At 72.5% G+C, this 19,956-nt stretch carries 12 protein-coding genes, 1 other RNA gene and 4 pseudogenes; 11 read left to right on the top strand and 6 right to left on the bottom strand.

Annotated features, from left to right (window positions below; genetic code table 11):
• Positions 1-395 precede the first annotated feature (395 nt).
• From ABD946_RS12450 to ABD946_RS12405, 9 genes and pseudogenes are all read left to right on the top strand, one after another.
• Positions 396-530 carry a hypothetical protein gene (locus tag ABD946_RS12450; protein ID WP_345282966.1) on the top strand — a complete coding sequence of 45 codons (135 nt, stop codon included), beginning with the start codon at positions 396-398 and terminating at the stop codon, positions 528-530.
• Positions 531-876: 346 nt separating this feature from the next.
• Entirely contained in the window at positions 877-1,230 is a 354-nt protein-coding gene (locus tag ABD946_RS42630; RefSeq protein ID WP_425558593.1) for a S41 family peptidase, read from the top strand.
• 60 nt (positions 1,231-1,290) lie between these two features.
• Positions 1,291-1,425, top strand: coding sequence for an SsrA-binding protein (locus ABD946_RS12445; protein ID WP_345282965.1), 135 nt, complete (start codon positions 1,291-1,293; stop codon positions 1,423-1,425).
• Positions 1,426-1,783: 358 nt separating this feature from the next.
• Positions 1,784-2,152, top strand: a transfer-messenger RNA (tmRNA) gene (gene ssrA, locus ABD946_RS12440).
• A 189-nt stretch (positions 2,153-2,341) separates the two neighbouring features.
• Positions 2,342-2,737, top strand: a complete 396-nt coding sequence (locus tag ABD946_RS12435) for a hypothetical protein (RefSeq protein WP_345282963.1) — start codon at positions 2,342-2,344, stop codon at positions 2,735-2,737.
• Positions 2,738-3,311: 574 nt separating this feature from the next.
• Positions 3,312-3,530, top strand: a complete 219-nt coding sequence (locus ABD946_RS12430; protein ID WP_345282961.1) for a hypothetical protein — start codon at positions 3,312-3,314, stop codon at positions 3,528-3,530.
• Positions 3,531-5,847: 2,317 nt separating this feature from the next.
• Positions 5,848-7,829, top strand: a pseudogene (locus ABD946_RS42625) (HelD family protein); the annotation flags it as partial.
• A gap of 325 nt (positions 7,830-8,154) precedes the next feature.
• Positions 8,155-9,631, top strand: a pseudogene (locus ABD946_RS12410) (NAD-dependent malic enzyme).
• A 527-nt stretch (positions 9,632-10,158) separates the two neighbouring features.
• Positions 10,159-10,439 (top strand): annotated as a pseudogene (locus ABD946_RS12405) (HU family DNA-binding protein).
• Between the two features lie 78 nt (positions 10,440-10,517).
• Here the strand turns inward: ABD946_RS12405 and ABD946_RS12400 are convergent.
• The 4 genes and pseudogenes from ABD946_RS12400 to ABD946_RS12385 all read right to left on the bottom strand — a co-directional run.
• Positions 10,518-10,814, bottom strand: a pseudogene (locus ABD946_RS12400) (UDP-N-acetylglucosamine 1-carboxyvinyltransferase); the annotation flags it as partial.
• Entirely contained in the window at positions 10,724-11,302 is a 579-nt protein-coding gene (locus ABD946_RS12395) for an MBL fold metallo-hydrolase (RefSeq protein ID WP_345282984.1), read from the bottom strand. The pseudogene ABD946_RS12400 and the gene ABD946_RS12395, both read right to left, overlap by 91 nt.
• A gap of 119 nt (positions 11,303-11,421) precedes the next feature.
• On the bottom strand, positions 11,422-12,864 hold the full coding sequence (locus tag ABD946_RS12390; protein ID WP_345282953.1) for a SulP family inorganic anion transporter: 1,443 nt from the start codon (positions 12,862-12,864) through the stop codon (positions 11,422-11,424).
• 199 nt (positions 12,865-13,063) lie between these two features.
• The gene (locus tag ABD946_RS12385; protein WP_345282951.1) at positions 13,064-14,449 is read right to left on the bottom strand and encodes an MFS transporter; all 1,386 of its coding nucleotides are present in this window, start codon (positions 14,447-14,449) and stop codon (positions 13,064-13,066) included.
• A gap of 91 nt (positions 14,450-14,540) precedes the next feature.
• On the opposite strand from ABD946_RS12385, the gene ABD946_RS12380 reads away from it, so the two are divergent.
• Positions 14,541-15,449 (top strand): LysR family transcriptional regulator, encoded by a 909-nt coding sequence (locus tag ABD946_RS12380; RefSeq protein WP_345282949.1) that lies wholly within the window; start codon positions 14,541-14,543, stop codon positions 15,447-15,449.
• Between the two features lie 74 nt (positions 15,450-15,523).
• Here the strand turns inward: ABD946_RS12380 and ABD946_RS12375 are convergent, their stop codons facing one another.
• Positions 15,524-15,967, bottom strand: coding sequence for a MarR family winged helix-turn-helix transcriptional regulator (locus ABD946_RS12375; protein ID WP_345282947.1), 444 nt, complete (start codon positions 15,965-15,967; stop codon positions 15,524-15,526).
• A gap of 114 nt (positions 15,968-16,081) precedes the next feature.
• On the opposite strand from ABD946_RS12375, the gene ABD946_RS12370 reads away from it, so the two are divergent.
• On the top strand, positions 16,082-16,873 hold the full coding sequence (locus ABD946_RS12370; RefSeq protein WP_345282945.1) for an alpha/beta fold hydrolase: 792 nt from the start codon (positions 16,082-16,084) through the stop codon (positions 16,871-16,873).
• Between the two features lie 64 nt (positions 16,874-16,937).
• On the opposite strand, the gene ABD946_RS12365 is transcribed toward ABD946_RS12370, so the two are convergent.
• Positions 16,938-19,955 (bottom strand): alpha-mannosidase, encoded by a 3,018-nt coding sequence (locus ABD946_RS12365; protein WP_345282943.1) that lies wholly within the window; start codon positions 19,953-19,955, stop codon positions 16,938-16,940.
• Position 19,956 lies beyond the last annotated feature (1 nt).

The raw sequence follows: 19,956 nt of genomic DNA, 5'->3' as shown, positions 1-19,956 counted from the left end.
CTTGCCATGCCGGTGACTCTGCGTGCGGGGAGTGCGCCAGGGAGCTGTGCCCTCCCTGGCGTTCGGCGCCGTGCTGTTCACCGGGGCGGTCACCGGGGCCTGGAGCGGGGCTCCGGCCGAACGGGCGCCCGCCCACCTCCTCCTCCGATGCCCTGGCCGGGCGTGACCTGGCCGGGGCGTCGCTGTCCCGGCAGCAGGCCGAGCGGCTGGGTCGCCGAGGGGGGCGACCCGTGGGCCGCGTACTACACGCCCCGAGGAGTACACCGACCTGACCAAGGGGCGCTACCGCGGCGTCGGGCTCTCGGTGCGGCGGGCGGCGGACGGGGCCACCACGGTGGACCGGGTGCACCCCGACGGGCCCGCCACCGGCAGGCCGGGATCGCGGACCCGGGGACGTGCTGCTCGGCATCGACGGCACCCCGGCCGACCGGCTCCCGGTCACCGAGGTGGTGGCCGGGCTGCGCGGCGAGGGTCGGCACGGCGGTGGAGCTGGACGGTCCGCCGACCGGGCTGGCCGGCCCGTGAGCTGACGCTGCGCCGGGAGCCACGAGCTGGCCGCCCGGGACGTGAACGGTGGAGCAGCTGCGGCCCGGGGTGGTGAAGGTCGCGGTGCGCGGCTTCACGCGCCCGGTGTGTGCCGCCGACGAGGATGGCGCAGGCCGTCGCGGGCGCCCGGGCGTGTCCTGCTGGACCCTGCGGCGGCAACTCCGGCGGGCTGGTGGACCAGGCCGTGGGGGACCGCCTCGCTCTTCCTGGAACGGCGGCCAGTGGCCTCGGTACCAGGAGCGCGCGGCGAGCGGCGCGAGCTGACCGCAGCGCGCGGCGGAGACACCACCGTGCCCCTGGTGGACGTGCTGGTGCGAACAGGCAGGCACCATGAGCGCCGGCCGAAACTGCTCGCCGGGCGCTACCAGAGACCGCAGCCGCGCCGTCCTGGTCGGCTCCCGCACCTTCGGCAAGGGCACCGTCCAGCAGCCCAGCCGCCTACGCCGACGGCGCCGTCCTGGAACTCACCGTCGGCCGCTACGCCACCCCGGCCGGCCGCTCGCCGGACGGCACCGGCCTCACCCCGGACGTCCCCCAGCCGCCGGGCGGCGACCCGGAGGCGGTGACCCGGCTCGCCGACACCGTGCTCTCCGGCTGGGCCGCGCCAAATGGGCTGACCACCGGGCGGGCGAGGTGCGAGAATGCCCCGGTGCTATGGCTAAGGACAACGGGAAAAGAAGCTGATCGCGCAGAACAAGAAGGCCGCGACACGAGTACACCATCCTCGACACGTACGAATGCGGCATGGTGCTGACCGGCACGGAGGTGAAGTCGCTCCGCGAGGGGCGGGCCAACCTGGTGGACGGTTACGCCTACGTGCAGGGCCACGAAGCGTGGGTCGACAACGTGTTCATCCCCGAGTACACCCAGGGGACATGACGAACCCGACGCCTCTGCGGCGCAAGCGCAAGCTGCTGCTGCGCGAGCTCGAGATCGCAAGATCGAGTCGGATAGTCAGAGGAGACCGGCCACACCTGGTGCCGGCTCTCTCCTGTACTTCACGACGGCCGCGCGTGAAGCTGGAGCTGCGCTCGGCCGTTCGCAAGAAGCTGGATCGGACAACAGCGCAGACCCTGCGCGAGAGAGCAGGACCGCGCGAGTTTCCGACCGGGCCGTCGCGGCGGCACGGAAGCGCCAGCGGGGTTAATCGCTTGCCCTGGCCGGTGGGCCCTGCGCGTACTATGCCCGAGCAACATCCCCGGAGGGCCCGCCGCCGGAGCTGTTTGTCAATTCAACATGGGATGATCGTTTCGACAGGACGTCGAAACAGGCGAAGCGAGCCGAGGAACGCGGCAAGTGATCTCGTTAACCATCTGTCGCAAAAAAATAATCGCCAACTCTAAGCGCGATCCCAGCAGTTCGCTCTCGCTGCCTAAGCAAGAGTGAATGGGTGTCAGCCCGGGGAGTTCCCGACCCGGATCCTGGCATAATCTAGGGAACTCATCCGCCACCCCGGCCACGGGGGTCGGCGGAAAAATAAAAACAGTGGCTGGGCTGTTGGCGGCTTGTCCGCGTGACTGCCAGGGCCGAGAAACTCACAGCGGACTGCGCTCGGAGAAGTCCTGAATCCACTCCACTGGACCCGGGTTCGATTCCCGGCATCCCACAGACCCATGTCGCTCGAAGGCCGCACTCCGCGAGGAGGCGGCCTTCTTGCGTTTCGGCGGTCTCACACCGCGCCGGGCGGCCCGGTGAGAGGACCGTACCGGCGGTTCACAACCCACAACTCCCCGGAAATCCCGGCCCGTTAGGGTCGTCCAGGTCAGGGCGCCGAACTTGCACAAGGGGAGTTGCGATGAGTGGAGACACGGCGGTGCGACGGGGCTGGATCCAGGAGTGGGATCCGGAGGACCGGGCGTTCTGGGAGCGGACCGGGCGCCGGACCGCCAACCGCAACCTGGTCTTCTCGGTGCTCTCGGAGCACATCGGCTTCTCGATCTGGAGCCTCTGGTCGGTGATGGTCCTCTTCATGGGGCCCAAGTACGGGATCGACCCGGCCGGTAAGTTCTTCCTGGTCGCGATGCCCACCCTGGTCGGCGCCTTCGTCCGGATCCCCTACACCGTGGCGGTGGCCCGCTTCGGCGGGCGGAACTGGACGGTGGTCTCGGCGGCTGCTCCTGCTGCTGCCCGCACTGGCCGCCGCGTACGTGATGGAGTCCGACCTCCTACACTAATACCACCACCTTCATGAGGTGGTTCGCCGCGCTCACCGGGCTCGGCGCGAACTTCGCCGTCACTCGATGACTCAACATCAAACGCCTTTCTTCCGCAGCACCGCAAGGCTGGGCGCTCGGGCTGAACGAAGCTCGGGCGGCGGCAACATCGGGTGCCGGTGATCCGGCTGGTCGCTCGCTCAGCGGTGATCACCTGGGCGGGGCCACAGCTGACCCCGGGACTGGTGCTGCGGCAATGCTACACTGCCTGGCTGATCGTGATCGCGGCACCCTCGCGGCGCGCTCTTCATAGGACAACTGGCGGCGATGAAGAACGACAACGGCGCGCTGGCGAGGTGCTGAGGGAGCGTCACACTGGCTGATGTCGGTGCTCTCACATCGGCACCTTCGGCTCTTCATCGGCTTCAGCTTCGCTTTCGGCCTGGTGCTGCAGAGCCCAGTTCGCCGCCACCCCGCTGCAGCCGCCCAGCCTCACCTTCGTCGCGCCCGCTGCTCGGCTCGCTGATCCGCCCGGTCGGGCTGCTGGCCGACCGCTGGGGCGGCGCCCGGATCACCCTGTGGACTTCGCCGTGGATCGGCCGCCGCACCCTGGTGCGTGCTGTACGCCTCCTCGGAGCGCTCGCTGCCGGTCTTCCTGGCCGGTTCACCACGCTCTTCGTGCTGGCCGGGCTGGGCAACGGCTCCACCTACAAGATGATCCCGGTGATCTTCGAGGCCGAGGCGCAGACCGGATCGCCGAGCTCGGCGTGCCACCGCGCGAGGCCGCCGCCTGGTCACCGTCCGCCGGATGTCCGCGCGGCCGTGGGGTGATCGGCGCGGTACGGCGCGCTCGCGGCCTCGTTCATCAACCTGGCCTTGCCGGCAGTCCTTCTGGTCGCCACGGACCGGGACCCGCCGCCTTCGCTCCTTCTGGCGGCGTACGCGCCGTCTGCGACTCGTGCCTCACCTGGGCCGTACGTATACCTGCGCCGCCTAGCGCATCTGGGTCTGGGGTCAGCGCGGTGACCGCCCGGTGAAGGAGCGGGTCGCGGCGACCCCGCGGGGCCGGACCGGCCGTCATCCCTCTGGACGGCCGGTCGGCCCGTGTAGAAACCACCCCGGAAATCCGGCCGACCCCTGCAGCGACACCGGTGACCCGAGTGGGAGGATGCCGCGGTCCACCCACCCTCCGGCCGCCGCAGCCGGGGCTCGCGCACCACCGAAGGACCCACAGCCATGGACGAACTGACGGCGCCCTCACGCCGCCGAGCCGGTGCCCGTCCGCTGGCCGGATCACGTCGCATCACCTGCCGCCCGCCGCTCCGTATACGGCAGCTGCACGCTGCTCCACGCGCGTGGGGCGCCGCCGTGCAGCGGGCCGCCGCACTGCGGACTCGTGCCGCTGCCCGACGACACGCGAACCCTCGTCGCCGCCACCCGGGCGCGTGGTGTGCCGTTGGGCCGTGCCGGATCGTCGCGTGGTGGCCGCGCCGTTCGACCAATCATCGCGGGATCGTGGTCTTCGGGGCTGGATCGCGGCCGAAGGCCCGAGGCTGGGGGCTCGGCGACGAGCTGATCGAACGGCTCGCCAAGTGCACCTCCGTGCTGGACGCAGCGGCCCCAAGGCCAAGTGGCGCCATCCGGCCGCCGGGCTGCGGAGAGTGAGTGGTCGGCAGTAGGTCGGAGGTCCTCGGTGGAGTGCTGGAGAATGCTGCTGGAGGAGCGGCGTCAGAGTGGCAAGCGGATCGCCGTCCAGCTGCACGGCGCCCCGCAGGCGCGACTTCGTCGACATTCGCTCACCTGGACGCGGCGGGCGCCGTAGGTGGTCGAGGTGGACCGGTCTACCGACTGGCTGCGCCCGCCGACATCGCCCCGCTGGACCGGCTGCTGGACGCCTGCTGCACCGGCGCGCTGGACGCGAGTCACTTCACTCCGCCCCGGCGTTTGACTCAGCCTGCTCGACCGGGCAGCGGAGCGCGGCCTGACCGAACCAGCTGCTGCACGACGCTGCGTTTCCGCGACGTCCTGCCGGTCTTGCGTCGGAGGCCCGTGACTGGCCGCCCGCGGAGAACTGGACATCGTCCACGTCTGGCCCGAACGGATGCGGAGCTGGGCGCGATAGGTGCAGCTGCTCACCTGGCCCGGCTCACAGAGCTGCGGGCACGGCGGCTCTCGGTGGCCGGGCACCGGCGTGGTGGAGCTGCGCGGCAGGCCGCCCTGGTGACGGCGAGCTGCGGCCCGTCCGCCGCCGGATGGCCGCTGCTGCGCGCCGTCCCGCCGACCCGGCTGGGTGGTGGCCCGCGCCGAGCTGCTCCGCGCCTGCCCGGCCAGCACGGCAACGACGAGCACGCGTGGAGAGACGCGATGGCCCGCCTGCGCGCGGCCTCGGCACGCCGCACCTGGTCGCCACCGCGGTCAAGCGCGGCTACGACCCGTCCTGGCGGTCGACCCGACGGCGGAGCCGGGGAGAAGTACGTTGGGCGCCGTCTGAGACGGGCCGCCGGCCGGGCCGGAAGCCCCAGGGTGCGCAGGGGACTGCAGCGAGTACGGAGGTGCGACCGACGTGTGAGGTCGGGTGGCAGTCGAGCCAGTTGCAGGTGCTGCCGTTCCCACCGCGCGCAGTTCCTGCGCGATGCGGGGTGATACCACTACGAGTGGTGGTGCGTGTGCAGGTGATGTGTGCGGGGTGTCTGCCGCTGGCGGGGTCACTGGCGTAGATCTTCCGTCGTCTCTTTTTCCCCATCGCGGTGTTCACAGCCGCCACTGAACGAGGCCATGCACAGCAGCTACCAGACTCAGACACCGTCCGATAGTGGTACCTGCGAGATCGCCGCGGAGCAGCGCCGAGGCGCCTCGACACACGTCTGAGCCGCCGTGTTGGAGGAGAAGCTCGCCGAGGTCCGAGTACATCCTCGAGGACAGCCGCCAGCAAGCGCGTCCACGTGCGGCACGGCCCGCGAGCCCGCTCGCGGAGCTGGGACGCCGCAGGTGTGAGCCGCTTGGCTCGGGTGGCGCACCTGTCACGCGGTCTGCAAACACCGAGATGGATCGAGGACTCCCTGTTCGCGGGCTGCGATCGCGCGATCGCTGCCAGCAGTGCCGATCGCATGCCCCGGAGGAGCACGGGAGTCCCGTCGCAGACCCGCTCGACCCGGCGACCCGGCGTGCGCGTAGACCTCTGCACATCGGCCGGCTCGTGGTCTGTGGCTGGACGCGAGTTCGTGTCGCGCTGGTGATCGACTGGCGGGCCCGGCCAGCCGCGCCGTTCTACCCGCTCGACCCCGTCTGTCTTTGAGCCGGGCCGGGATGTTGATCCGCGTCCGGTGATCCGGTCCAAGGGCCGCCGGTGATCGGCGTCGAGGAAGGACCTGCTCCGTCCGGACCTGACGCGACCACCTTTGGGCGGTCAGTGAGCTGGCGGTGTCGGCGACGGCGCGCTGATGGCGACTGCTGGGCCGGCGCCCGCCGACACACATGTCGCGACATCGTCTTCTCGATCCAGAAGGAGCAGGACGAGGTGATCCGGGCCCCCGCGCCCGTGCCACCCTGGTCACCGGCGGCCCGGGCACCGGCAAGACCGCCGTCGCGCTGCACCGCGCCGCCTTCCTGCTCTACCGGGACCGCCGCCGGTACGCGGGCGGCATCCTGGTGGTCAGCCCGACCGCGCTGCTGGTCTCGTACACCGAGGGCGTGCTGCCCGCGCTGGGCGAGAGCCAGGTGGCGATCCGCGCGCGGCAGCCTGGTCGACGGCATCGAGGCGGCCGGTACGACACCCCGGGACCGCCCACGTGAAGGGCTCGGCCCGATGGTTGACGCTGCTGCGCCGGGCGGCCAGGCCGCCCTGGAGCTGGGTGCCCCGACCGAGCTGAAGGTCTTCGCCCGCGCGAGGCGCTGCGCCTGGACGCCGGCCGCCTGAAGGCGGTGCGCGGCAACGTGATCGGCAGCGCGGCACCCCGCTCACCTGCTTTCGCCCGCGGGCCCGCCCGGCTGCTGCTGGACGCGCTCTGGCAGCAGGCCACCCGGCACCTGCCGCGCCCCGCCGACCACTACGCGCGCGAGCAGCGCCAGGAGGAAAGGAGGCCTTCGACGAGTACGTCTCGGACGAGGCGGCGTTCCTGGACTTCCTGGAGGCCTGGTGGCCCGCGCTGACGCCCCGTCGGGTGCTGGCGCCCTCAAGCAGTCCCGGCACACCAACCGATCGCCCGACGCGCGCGTCACCCCGGAGGAGGCCCGGCTGCTGGCCGACTCCTGGCGGCACCTGACGTCCCGCGGGGAGGGCGAGCTGTCGGCGCACGACGTGGCGCTGGTGGACGAGCTGCAGTTGCTGCTCGGCGAGGCGGCGGTCCGCAGGTCCGTGAGGTGGACGCGGTCGACATGCTGACCGGCCTGGACGAGGTGACCACCTACGCGACCGGATGTCCCGCCAGCGGGAGCGCGTCCCGGTGGAGCGCACCGAGTACGCCCACGTGATCGTGGACGAGGCGCAGGACCTGACGCCGATGCAGTGGCGGATGGTCGGCCGCCGGGCCCGGATGGCGACCTGGACCATCGTCGGCGACCCGGCGCAGTCCTCCTGGCCGTTCCCGCAGGAGGCGCAGGCCGCGATGGACGAGGTGCTGGCCGGCAAGCCGCGCCGTCGGCACACCCTGACCGTCAACTACCGCAACCCCTCGGAGATCGCGGAGGTGGCGGCCAAGGTGCTGGAGCTGGCCGCTCCCGGCACCCCTTCGCCGACCGCCGTCCGCTCCACCGGCCTGGAGCCCCGCTTCGCGGCGGTCGGCTCGACCGAGCCGGCCGCGGTCGCGGCGGCGGCCCGGGCCGAGCTGGAGCGGCTGCTGGCCGAGGTGGACGGCACCGTCGCGGTGGTGGTCCCGATGGACCGCCGGGCCGAGGCGGCCGGCTGGGTGGCCGGGCTGGGCGAGCGGGCGGTCGCGCTGGGCTCGCTGGAGGCCAAGGGCCTGGAGTACGACGCCACGGTGGTGGCCGACCCGGTCGGCATCGCGGGCGAGTCCGAGGCGGGGCCTGCGGGTGCTGTACGTGGCTCTGACCCGGGCCACCCAGCGGCTCACCGTGCTCTCCGGCCCGGACGACCTGCCGGACGCGGACGGGGTGCCGGCGCTGCTGCGCTGACGGACCGCCAGCTGACGCGGGGACAGCGGAAGGCCCCCTCACCGGACTTGGTGAGGGGGCCTTCGAAGCTGTGACACCGACCCGCCATGCTCGCCTCGCGGCAAGTGGTCCCTCTAAGGGACGAAGGTTGGGCCCGGGGGCTTGGATCGAGCCGGTGCCTTGTCCAATGTAACGCATCGTCCGCCGAGGGCAAGAAGCCTTGTCGACTCCGCACACTCAATGAACGTTATTTCTATCGAACCCTTGGTGAGTGCGACGATCGAGGTCTAGCATGCCGACTGCGCAGGCATTCAACAAAGTGTTGATTTCAGGAAGAAGGACGTCGATGGCGACGGTGCCCAGTGTCTCGAACTCGATCACGGTCCGGTTGGAGGTGCCCGCCACCGGCAACGCGGTGAGCTCGATCACCACCGCCGTCGAGTCCTCCGGCGGCTCGGTCACCGGCCTGGACGTCACCGCCTCCGGCCTCGAGGCGCTGCGGATCGACGTCACCGTGGCCGCCGCCTCGGTCGCCCACGGCGAGGAGATCGTCGAGAAGCTCCGCGCGATCGACGGCGTGGCGATCGGCAAGGTCTCGGACCGCACCTTCCTGATGCACCTCGGCGGCAAGATCGAGATGTCCTCGAAGCTGCCGATCCGCAACCGCGACGACCTCTCGATGATCTACACCCCCGGCGTGGCCCGGGTCTGCATGGCGATCGCGGAGAACCCCGAGGACGCCCCGCCGCCTGACCATCAAGCGCAACAGCGTCGCCGTGGTCACCGACGGCTCGGCCGTGCTGGGCCTGGGCAACATCGGCCCGAAGGCCGCCCTGCCGGTGATGGAGGGCAAGGCCGCGCTGTTCAAGCGCTTCGCCGGCATCGACGCCTGGCCGATCTGCCTGGACACCCAGGACGCCGACGAGATCGTCGCCATCGTCAAGGCGATCGCCCCCGGCTTCGCCGGCATCAACCTGGAGGACATCTCCGCGCCGCGCTGCTTCGAGATCGAGGCCCGGCTGCGCGAGGCCCTGGACATCCCGGTCTTCCACGACGACCAGCACGGCACCGCGATCGTGGTGCTGGCCGCGCTCACCAACGCGCTCAAGGTGGTCGGCAAGCCCATCGACGAGATCCGCGTGGTGATGTCCGGCGCGGGCGCGGCCGGCACCGCGATCCTCAAGCTGCTGCTGGCGGCCGGCGTGCGGCACGCCACCGTGGCGGACGTGCGCGGCGTGGTCCACGAGGGCCGCGACGACCTGAACGACAGCCTGCGCTGGATCGCCGAGCACACCAACCGCTCGGGCCGCACCGGCAGCCTCAAGGAGGCGGTGGCCGGGGCCGACGTCTTCATCGGCGTCTCCGCCCCGAACGTGCTGGACGGCGACGACCTGGCCACCATGGCCGAGAACGCGATCGTCTTCGCGCTGGCCAACCCGGACCCGGAGGTGGACCCGGCGGTGGCCCGCCAGACCGCCGCCGTGGTGGCGACCGGCCGCAGCGACTTCCCGAACCAGATCAACAACGTGCTGGTCTTCCCCGGCGTCTTCCGCGGCCTGCTGGACGCCCAGAGCCGCACCGTCAACACCGAGATGATGCTGGCCGCCGCCCGGGCGCTGGCCACCACCGTGGCCGACGACCAGCTGAACCCGAACTACATCATCCCCAGCGTCTTCCACCCCGACGTGGCCAAGACCGTCGCGGCCGCCGTCCGGGAGGCCGCGCTGGCCGCCCGCGGCGAGACCGAGCCGGCCCCGGCCCCGCCCACCCCGGGCATCGTCGGCACCCTGGACACCACGTCGTTCCCGGCCGTTCAGCTCTGATCCAGCCGCAGCTCGGGCGGGGTGGCGGGCCCGGTCCGGACCTCCCGCGCGGAGGGTCCGGCGGTCGGCCGGCCACCCTACCCGAGCCCGCTCGCCCCGAACCCTTGCGACACAAGGGGAAGGGGCGTGTTTGGGCTTGTCGGTGGCAGGGCGTACGGTAGCCCTGCACGGGGCAGGCGTGTCCGACAAGTACGGAACGTCCCCCTGGGCCCTCGGCGTGTCGTCCCGGCCCGCCGCCCGCCCCGGTCCACCGGAGCGGACGGAGCGTCACAACTCCGTCCGGCGGGCGCTGTTCGGGTCAACCGCGGCGGGGACCGATTGGCTTTCTCAGTGCCGGTCGGGGCAGGATTCGTACCCAGGCAGTGCGGTTTGAGGCGCTTCGGGGTGCAAGCCCGACCCCTGACCAACCCTCGCCTGAACGAGCACAGTGTGCGGACCAGCGGCCCTGCCGTCGCCAGTGATGGCGGCCCGGCGGGACGACCGACGGGCCCCGCACACCGCAACGCGAACAGACCACAGGAGTACACATGAACCGCAGTGAGCTGGTGGCCGCTCTGTCGGAGCGCGCCGAGGTGACCCGCAAGGACGCCGACGCCGTTCTGGCCGCCTTCGCCGAGGTCGTCGCGAGGTCGTCGCCAAGGGTGACGAGAAGGTCACCATCCCCGGCTTCCTGACCTTCGAGCGCACCCACCGTGCCGCCCGCACCGCTCGTAACCCGCAGACCGGCGACCCGATCCAGATCCCGGCCGGCTACAGCGCCAAGGTCAGCGCCGGTTCGAAGCTGAAGGAGGCCGCCAAGGGCAAGTGACGCCCCTGGTAGCCCCTACGACCGTGGCCGGTCTCCCCTCGGGGAGACCGGCCACGGTCGTTTCGCGTGCCGTCCGGATCAGACGGCGACCAGCTCCTCGTCGGCCGGCTCCTCGTTCTTCAGCTCGACCTGGGCGCCCAGGTCGCGGAGCTTCTCCATGAAGTTCTCGTAGCCGCGGTTGATCAGGTCGATGCCGTGCACCGTGGAGGTGCCCTCGGCCGCCAGCGCCGCGATCAGGTACGAGAAGCCGCCGCGCAGGTCCGGGATGACCAGCTCGGCGCCGATCAGCTTGGACGGGCCGGAGACCACCGCGGAGTGCTGGAAGTTGCGCGCGCCGAAGCGGCAGGGGGTGCCGCCGAGGCACCCTCGACGTAGAGGCGGCCCGGGTAGACGGTGTCGCCGGTGAGCAGGATGCCGGTGTGCGGGTCGTGGAAGGCGACCGAGGCGGCGTGGTGGCCGGGGATGGCGAAGCAGTTGAGCACCCGGCCGCCGCCGAGGTCCAGCGGAACGGTGGCGGTGGGGTCCTCGGTGAGGCCGAGGAAGGCGTACACGGAGTCGCGGTCGGCCTGGACGAGTTCGGTGTCCGGGCGGTCGGCGAACTGCGGGTCGCCGGCCTTGTGGTCGCCGTGGCCGTGGGTGTGCAGGACGACCAGCCGGTAGCCCTCGCGCGGGTGGGCCGCGAGCCACTGGTCGATCAGGCCGTCCACGGTGGCGCGCAGCGGGAAGTACTCGGGGGAGGCGGTCGCCCCGGTGTCGATCAGGACGGCGCGCTCGGCCCCGAAGAGCAGGAAGAGGAACGGGGCCTCGAAGTGGACGGCCTTGTTCTGACGGAGGATCAGGGTGTGCTCGTCGTACGCGTACACCTGGATGTCCGGGTCGGTGTTGTGCTTGGACGACTCCGAGCCGTGGATCCACCGGACGTCCAGGGGGAGGGCGGTCGGGGTGCTGTCGTTGAAGATGATCGTGTCCACGTCGGAGCAAGCTAACGGCTCGCCAGGTGATCGTCCAGCGACTTGTCCGTCCAGGGGGCCAGGGCGGTGCGGCAGGCGTGGTCGAGGTGGCGCAGCTCGCTCAGGTCGAGGTGGACGGGGCGGTCGGCCGGCAGGCGTTCGAGGGTCTCCAGCAGGCGGGGGAGGCGGAGGAAGGTGGCGTTGCCGGCCAGCCGTAGCGTGACGCTGCCGTCGCGGTGGTCGGTGACGGACAGGTGGAGGTGGGAGGTCTCCCAGGCGGCCTTGAGGACGGCCAGCAGCAGGCCGAGCAGGACGCCCTCGAAGAGGTTGGTGGCCAGGATCGCGAGCGCGGTGACGGCGAGCACCACGGCCTCGCCGCGGTGCGAACGCCACAGCGGCACCAGGGACTTGACCGGGATGAGCTTGGCTCCGGCGTGCACCAGGACGCCGGCCAGGGCGGCCAGCGGGATGGCGGTGAGGGCGGCGGGGATCAGGGCGGCGAAGAGCAGCAGCCAGAGGCCGTGCAGGACGCGGGAGGCCTTGGTGCGGGCGCCGGCCTGGACGTTGGCGGCGCTGCGGACGATGACGGCGGTCATCGGGAGGGCGCCGAGCAGGCCGCAGACGGTGTTGCCCGCGCCCTGGGCGAGCAGCTCCTTGTCGTACTGGGTGCGGGGGCCGTCGTGCAGGCGGTCGACGGCGGCGGCGCTGAACAGGCTCTCGGCGGAGGCGATCAGCGCGAAGGCCAGCACCGTGCCGAGCGCGTCGAGCCGGCCGAGCAGGGCGAACTCCCCGGCCCCGGGCGGGTGGACGGCCTCCAGCAGCCCGGAGACCCGGACCCGGGCCACCTCCAGGCCCAGCGCCCAGACGGCCAGTGAGGCGAGCGCGACGGCGGCCAGCGGGGCGGGCAGCAGCTGGAAGCCGGGCGGCAGGTGCCGCCAGAGCAGCAGGACGGAGACGGTGCCGCAGCCGAGGGCGGCGGCGGTGAGGGCGCCCGGCGAGGCGGCGGTGGAGGCCAGCAGCCGGGGCAGGCCGGCCAGGTTGGCCAGGCCGTGGCCGGGGGCGGGGGTGTCGGTGAGGGCGTAGAGCTGGCCGGAGACCAGCACCAGGCCGATCCCGGCCAGCATGCCCTGCACCACGGCCACCGAGATGGCCCGGAAGGCGCGGCCGAACTTCAGGGCACCCATGGCGAGTTGGAGGAGGCCGGCGGCGAGCGTGAGCACGCCGAGGGCGGCCAGGCCGAAGGTGCGGACGGCCTCCAGCACCAGGACGGTGAGGCCGGCGGCGGGGCCGGAGACCTGGAGGCTGCTGCCGGGCAGCAGGCCGGTCAGCAGACCGCCCACGATGCCGGTCACCAGGCCGAGTTCGGCGGGTACGCCGGAGGCCACGGCCACGCCGACGCAGAGGGGGAGGGCCACCAGGAAGACGACCAGGGAGGCGGCGAGGTCCTGCCGCGGGAGGACGGGACGACGGGGCATCGAGTCCCTCTCAGGTTCTTGACGGTGCGTCAAGAATGAGTAAAACAACATGGTCGGACCGGTAGCAGAGTACTTCGGGGGCGCACGGCTGCACCCGCGCCGGGCCCGGTGAAGGGCGCGTGCGCGGGCGTCCGGCCGTGCTGGGCGGCGCAGCCGTCGGCGGGTGCGGTGCGCGACGGTGCGGTGCGGTCAGGTGCGGTCAGGCGCGGCGCAGTTGGGAGAGCGCGGCCACGCCGAGGACCAGGACGACGACGGCCACCACCCGGTAGCCCTGGGCCAGGCCCTCGCTCAGCGGCCCGGTGGAGATCGCGGTGCCGACCACGGCCACTCCGAGGGCACTGCCCAACTCCCGGGTCGAGCTGTTGATGCCGGAGCCCAGCCCGGCCTTCTGCGGCGGCAGCGCGGCCATGATCCCGGCCGAGAGCGGCGGGGTGGCCAGGCCCGCGCCGCAGGCCATCAGCACCATGTAGACGGCGTACAGCGGGTACGGCGTGGCCGGGCCCGTGGTGGAGAGCAGCGCCAGCCCGGCCAGCAGGAAGGCGAAGCCGTTGGCGACCACCGTGAGCCGGCCGAAGCGGGCCGCCAGTGCGGCGCTGCGGCGGGAGACCACCAGCATGCCGACCGCCAGCGGAAGCACGCCGAAGCCGGTGGCCAGCACCGAGAAGCCCTTCACCTGCTGGAGGTACTGAGCGTTCACGTAGAAGAGGGCGAACATCCCGAAGAAGACCGCGCCGATCCCCAGCGCGCCGGCCCGGACGGCCGGGACGCGGAACAGCCGCGGGTCCAGCATCGGGTGCGCGCAGCGCAGTTCGTACCAGGTGAACCCGGCCAGCAGCAGCGCGGCGGCGGTCAGGCTGAGCAGCACGGCGGGTGAGCCCCAGCCCTGCGCCGGGCCTTCGATCACGCCGTGCAGCAGGGCGACGAAGCCGAGCACCAGCAGGACGCTGCCCACCGGGTCCTGCCGGGTCCCGCGCAGCGGGGTGACTGGGACGACGGCCGCGACCAGCGCGAGCAGCACCAGGGCGATCGGCGCGGCGGCCCAGAACAGCGACTGCCAGGGCAGCAGTTGGAGCAGCACGCCGCCGCCGACATTGCCCAGCACGCCGGCCAGGCCGGTCATCGAGGCCCAGGTGGCGATGGCCTGCGGGCGCTCGGCGGGCGGGAAGACGTGCACGATGACGGAGAGGGTGGCGGGCAGGACCAGGGCCGCGCCCGCGCCCATCACGGCGCGGCCGGCGATCAGCAGGGCGACCGAGGAGCCCGCCGCGCAGAGCACCGCGCCGAGGGCGAAGACGCCCAGGCCGGCGAGCATGGTGCGCTTGTGGCCGTAGTGGTCGCCGGCGACCCCGGCCGGTATCAACAGGCCGGCGAAGACGATGACGTAGGAGTCGACGATCCAGAGGAGCTGGGTGGCGTCGGGGTGGATCGGGCTGGCGGCGATCGGCGGCACGGCCAGGTTGATGGCGGCGACCATGGCGATGGTCAGCACCACGCAGGCGCAGAGCAGCGCGAGCACGCGCCGCGGCCGGTGCGAGGCGGTGGTGGGCACGGACGCTCCGGGCTCGTGGAGGAGTTGAGGTGGCATGGGCCCAGGCTAGGAAGTACGGACAGTTGCGTTCAAGTGCAAAGATGGCAAGGGAGGATTGCGCCGGACGCAATCGGGAGAGGTGGGCGGGATGGCCGAGCTGGACCTGAACCTGCTGGTGGCGCTGGACGCGCTGCTGGAGGAGGAGAGCGTGACCGGAGCGGCCGAGCGGCTGCACCTCTCGGTGCCGGCCATGAGCCGCACCCTCGGGCGGCTGCGCAGGGCCCTGGGCGATCCGGTGCTGGTCCGCTCCGGGCGTGCGATGGTGCCCACACCCCGGGCGGTGGCGCTGCGCGCGCGGGTGCACGGGGTGCTGGCCGAGGCGCAGTCGCTGTTCGCCCCGGACGCGGCACCCGACCCGGCCACCCTGACGGGCAGTCACGCCCTGCTCGCCCACGACGAGATCGTGCACTCCCTCGGGGCCGGGCTGCTCGCCTCGGTGGGGCGGCTGGCCCCCGGCCTCACCCTGCGGTTCCTGGCGGAGCCCTCCCACGACAGCGACCTGCTGCGGCGCGGCGAGGTCGCGCTGGAGATCGGCGTGATCGCCGACGCCCCGCCGGAGACCAGGGTGGAGGCGCTGCTGACGGACCGTCTGGTGGGCGTGGTCCGGGACGGCCATCCGCTGGCCTCCGGACGGGTCACGGCACGGCGCCTCGCCGGGGCCCGGCACCTGTCCGTCTCCCGCCGCGGCCGGCTCACCGGCCCGCTCGACCACGCCCTGGCCGAGGCCGGCCTGGCCCGGACGGTCGCGGCCACCGTGCCCACCTTCGCCGCCGCCCTGCTGCTGCTCCGCGAGACCGATCTGGTCGGCATGGTGCCGGAGCGGCTCTGCCGCCGCACGGTCGAGGGGCTGGGGCTGTGCACCTTCCCCGTGCCGGTGGACCTCCCGGAGCTGCCGATCGCGATGGCCTGGCACCCCCGCTACGAACTCGACGGCACCCACAGCTGGCTCCGCACCCAGGTCCGCGAGGTCGCCGCGACGTACGCGGGCGCGCGGTGAGGACGGTGCCTCGGACGGGCGTGCGGGCGCGGCTCCCGCGCGTGCTCACCGCCGGCGGGGGTCGGTCGGTGGTGTCAGTCCTGCTCCGGTGCGAGCGCCAGTTGTCCTGACGCGCGGGCCAGCAGGTCGATCAGCAGAGCGCGTTCCCCGGGGCTGAAGCCGTCGGCGATCCGCCGTTCGATGGCGACGGCCTTCGCGTCGGCCCGTGCGAGCAGTCGGCGTCCGTCGTCGGTGAGGTGGACCTCGGCCACCTTGCGGTGCCAGGGGTGCGCCTGACGGGTGATCAGGCCCTTCGCCTCCAGGTTGGCGAGCACGGTGGCGATGGTCTGTGGTGTGACCAGGCAGGCGCGGGCGAGTGCGGCGGCGGAGAGCCCCGGCTGGTCGTCGAGCGTGTACAGCGCGGCGTACTGCGGAACGGTGAGCCCGAGCGGCCGGAGTGCCGCGTGCTTGGCCGCCATCAGCTCCTGCTCCACCCGCTTGATGTGCAGTCCGACGCGTTCCGTGACCGGCATCTCCATGGGGGCGATCGTACGCCACCGGCTCGAACCCTGGCTCATGACAGAGCTCTGCTACATGACAGAACTCTGTTATCTTCGGGGCGTCACTCGGCCACTCACCCATGGAGGCACCCCTTGGCCAGCCGCGAACCGCTCGATCACGTCGTCGCAGGGTCCGGCCCGGGTCTGGTCCTGATCCACGGCACCGGCGCCGACGCGACCTCGAACTGGGAAGCCCTCATCGACGCGATGCGTGACCGGTACACCGTCGTCGCCCCGAACCTGCCCGGCGCCGGCGACACCCCCGTCGATCCCGGACCGATCGACCTGGACTCCCTCGCCGACCGGGTCGCCGCCACCGCCCGGGCCGCCGGACTGGAACGGTTCCACCTGGTCGGTCACTCGCTGGGCTCCGTCGTCGCCACGGCCGTGGCCGCCCGCCATGCCGATGCCGTGACCTCGCTCGTCCTGCACGCCGGATGGGTCAGGACGGGCCCGCGCGAGGCGTTCATGTTCGACCTGTGGGCGCGCCTGCTGCGCACCGACCCGGCCCTGCTGGCCCGCCAGTTGATCCTCACCGCGATGGGGCCCGGGCTCCTCGGAACCCTCGACGACGCGCAGTTCGCCGACATGGCCGCGGGCTTCACGGCCATGCTCGACGAGCGCATCCTCGGGCAGATGGAGCTCGACGCCCGCATCGACCTCCGTGACGCGGTGGGCCGGGTCACCGCGCCGACGCTCGTGCTGGCGAGCGCCGACGACCTGGTCATCCCGCCCCACCACCAACGCGAGCTGGCCGCCGCCATCCACCGGGCCGACCTCCTCCAGGTCCCCGGCGGCCACGGCCTGCCGTTCGAGGACCCGGCGCGGTTCTTCTCGCTCATCGCCGAGTACGTGGACAGGCGCCAGGCGCAGGACGGGGCCTGAGCCGTCGTCACCGACTCGCGGCGGGTTCGCCGCGAGTCGGTGCGGGCCCGGGGTGCGACGGCGACTAGCGGGTCAGCCTCAAGGTGACCAACTCGAAGGGGCGCAGGCGCAGTTCGACCGCGTCGCCGTCCGTGGTGGCGGAGCCCGTCGGGCGTTCCAGGAGGTCGCAGAGCCGCGCCCCCGCCAGCGGGAAGCCGGTGGTGAGGCGGGCGGTGGCCCGGGTGCCGTGGGCCTCGTAGAGGCGGACCACCACGTCGCCGCTGCCGTCGTCCGCCAGTTTGACGGCGCTGAGCACCACAGCCTCCTGATCCACCGTCACCAGCGGTGCCACCCCGTCCGCCGCGCCGGTGATCCGCCGTTCCGGCAGGTTGATCCGGTACCCCTCGCGGACCGCGTCGCCGACCGTCGCGCCCGGCGCCAGCGCGTGGTGGAAGCGGTGCAGCCCCTGGTCGGTGTGCGGATCGGGGAAGCGCGGGGCGCGCAGCAGTGAGACCCGGACGGTGGTCGTCGTGCCGTGGTCCTCGGGGCGCACCGTGCGGGTGACGTCGTGGCCGTAGGTGGAGGCGGTGACCAGGGCCACGCCCCAGTCGGGCTCGCCGAGGTGGAGGAAGCGGTGGTTGCAGGCCTCGAACTTGGCCGCCTCCCAGCTGGTGTTGGTGTGGGTGGGCCGGTAGAGGTGGCCGAACTGGGTCTCGGCCGCGTACCGCTCGGTGTGCAGGTCGAGCGGGAAGGCGGCCTTGAGGAACTTCTCCGTCTCGTGCCAGTCCACCTCGGTGTCAAGGTCGAGCCGGCGGGCGCCGGCGGCCAGGGTGAGGGTCTGCGTGACGGTGGAGGAGCCGAAGGACCGGCGTACCCGGACGGAGACCAGGCCCGGGGAGTCGGCGGCGACCTCCAGCGAGTCGAGCATCGTCAGGTCGGTGCCGGTGTTGCGGTAGAACTGGTCCACGTCCCAGGCGTCCCACATGTTCGGGAAGTCCGGGTGGAGTTGGAGCAGGTTGGCCGCCGCGCCGGGTGCCACCGCCTCCCGGCCGGTGGCACCGTCCAGCACCGAGACGACCAGGCCGAGCCCGTCCACCTCGACCGTCAGCAGGCCGTTGGCCAGCCGGAAGCCGCCACCGTCCCGCTCGGTCACCGAGCAGCCCGCGCCGGGAGCCACCACCGCGCCGGCCCCGGCCGGAACGCCCGAGCGCCCGTGCGGCGCGGCGTTGAAGACCAGTTCGGCGGAGCCCTCGCCGGCCAGCGCGGCCAGCGCTCCCTCGATGATCCCGGTCAGCTCGGCGGCCACCGCCGCGTAGGTGGCCTCGGCCTCCCGGTGCACCCAGGCGATCGAGGAGCCGGGCAGGATGTCGTGGAACTGGTGCAGCAGGACCGTCTTCCAGATCCGGTCCAACTCCTGCTGGGGGTAGGGGAATCCGGTCCGGACGGCGGCGGTCGCGGCCCACAGCTCGGCCTCCCGCAGCAGGTGCTCGCTGCGGCGGTTGCCCTGCTTGGTGCGGGCCTGGCTGGTCAGGGTGGCGCGGTGCAGTTCGAGGTAGAGCTCGCCGACCCAGACCGGCGGGGCCGGGTACTCGGCCTCGGCCTTGGCGAAGAACTCGGCGGGGCGCTCCCAGCGGACCCTGGGCGAGCCCTCCAGGTCACGCAGCCGGGCCGCCTTGCCGACCATCTCGCGGGTGGTGCCGCCGCCGCCGTCGCCCCAGCCGGTCGGCGCGATGGAGTGCCTGGCCCGGCCCTTGTCCTTGAAGTTCCGTGCAGCGTGGGCGATCTCGCGCCCGAGCATGGAGCAGTTGTAGGTGTCGACGGGCGGGAAGTGGGTGAAGATCCGGGTGCCGTCCAGGCCCTCCCAGAGGAAGGTGTGGTGCGGGAACTTGTTGACCTGGCTCCAGGAGATCTTCTGGGTGAGCAGCCACTTGGAGCCGGCCGCCTTGATGATCTGCGGCAGCCCGGCGGCGAAGCCGAAGGTGTCCGGCAGCCAGGCCTCCTCGTTCTCGATCCCGAACTCGTCGAGGAAGAACCGCTTGCCGTGGACGAACTGACGGGCCATCGCCTCCGAGCCGGGCATGTTGGTGTCCGACTCCACCCACATGCCCCCGGCCGGGACGAACCGGCCCTCGGCCACCGCCTTCTTCACCCGGGCGTAGACCTCGGGGCGGTGCTCCTTGATCCAGGCGTACTGCTGGGCCTGGGACATGGTGTAGACGAACTCGGGCTCGTCCTCCAGCAGCGCGGTCATGTTGGCGGTGGTGCGGGCCACCTTGCGCACCGTCTCGCGCAGCGGCCAGAGCCAGGCCGAGTCGATGTGGGCGTGGCCGACCGCGCTCAGCAGGTGGGCGGTGGGCTCGGCGGGGGAGGCGAGCACCGCCTCCAGCTGCGAACGGGCGGCCGCGGCGGTGGAGTTGACGTCCTGGAGGTCGAGGGCGTCCAGGGCCCGCTCGACCGCCCGCAGGATCTCCCAGCGGCGGGCGCCCTCCACCGGCAGCTCGGCCATCAGCTCGCCGAGCACCTCCAGGTCGAGGACCAGCTCGTGGACGGTTCGGTCGAAGACGGCCAGGTCGAGCCGGGCGAGCCGGTACTGCGGCTCGGAGCCGGCCGTCTCCTTCTCGCCCAGCTCGGTGGGCAGGAAGGGGTGGTAGTCCAGGATCACCGGGTTGGAGGCGGCCTCCACGTGCAGCAGCACCTCCTCCCCGCCGACGGCCGGGTCGGCGATCCTGACCCACTGGTTGCGCGGGTTGAGCCCCTTCACCGGGGTGCCGTCGGGCCGGTACACCAGGCCCTCGCACTGGAAGCCGGGCATGTTGGCGTCGAAGCCCAGGTCGATCAGCGCCTCCACGGTCCGGCCCGCCCACTCCGCCGGCACGGTGCCGCTGACGGTCAGCCAGCTGGTGCCCCAGGGTGCGCCCCAGCGGTCACCGGCCGCCACCGGCGTGCGGGGAGCGGCGATCCCCTCGGCGACCGGCACGGGCTCGTCCGGGGCGGTCCAGATCCCGGCGGTCAGTGGCACGCTCTCCGGGTACACCGCCGGGCGGACGCGCTCCTCCAGGACGCGCTTGAGCCGGGCTTCGACAAGGCTGCGGTCGTCGTGCATG

Source organism: Kitasatospora albolonga (genome assembly GCF_039535905.1).
GTDB classification, from domain to species: domain Bacteria; phylum Actinomycetota; class Actinomycetes; order Streptomycetales; family Streptomycetaceae; genus Kitasatospora; species Kitasatospora albolonga.
Note: the sequence above shows the minus strand (reverse complement) of the source record. Positions and strands in the feature narration are given on the sequence as shown.

What these genes read in the sequence shown, in the direction of transcription:
- ABD946_RS42630 (WP_425558593.1), top strand. Translation starts at nt 877, where the DNA reads ATGAGCGCCGGCCGAAACTGCTCGCCGGGCGCTACCAGAGACCGCAGC.
- ABD946_RS12445 (WP_345282965.1), top strand. Translation starts at nt 1,291, where the DNA reads ATGGTGCTGACCGGCACGGAGGTGAAGTCGCTCCGCGAGGGGCGGGCC.
- ABD946_RS12435 (WP_345282963.1), top strand. Translation starts at nt 2,342, where the DNA reads ATGAGTGGAGACACGGCGGTGCGACGGGGCTGGATCCAGGAGTGGGAT.
- ABD946_RS12390 (WP_345282953.1), bottom strand. Translation starts at nt 12,864, where the DNA reads ATGCCCCGTCGTCCCGTCCTCCCGCGGCAGGACCTCGCCGCCTCCCTG.
- ABD946_RS12385 (WP_345282951.1), bottom strand. Translation starts at nt 14,449, where the DNA reads ATGCCACCTCAACTCCTCCACGAGCCCGGAGCGTCCGTGCCCACCACC.
- ABD946_RS12380 (WP_345282949.1), top strand. Translation starts at nt 14,541, where the DNA reads ATGGCCGAGCTGGACCTGAACCTGCTGGTGGCGCTGGACGCGCTGCTG.
- ABD946_RS12375 (WP_345282947.1), bottom strand. Translation starts at nt 15,967, where the DNA reads ATGGAGATGCCGGTCACGGAACGCGTCGGACTGCACATCAAGCGGGTG.
- ABD946_RS12365 (WP_345282943.1), bottom strand. Translation starts at nt 19,955, where the DNA reads ATGCACGACGACCGCAGCCTTGTCGAAGCCCGGCTCAAGCGCGTCCTG.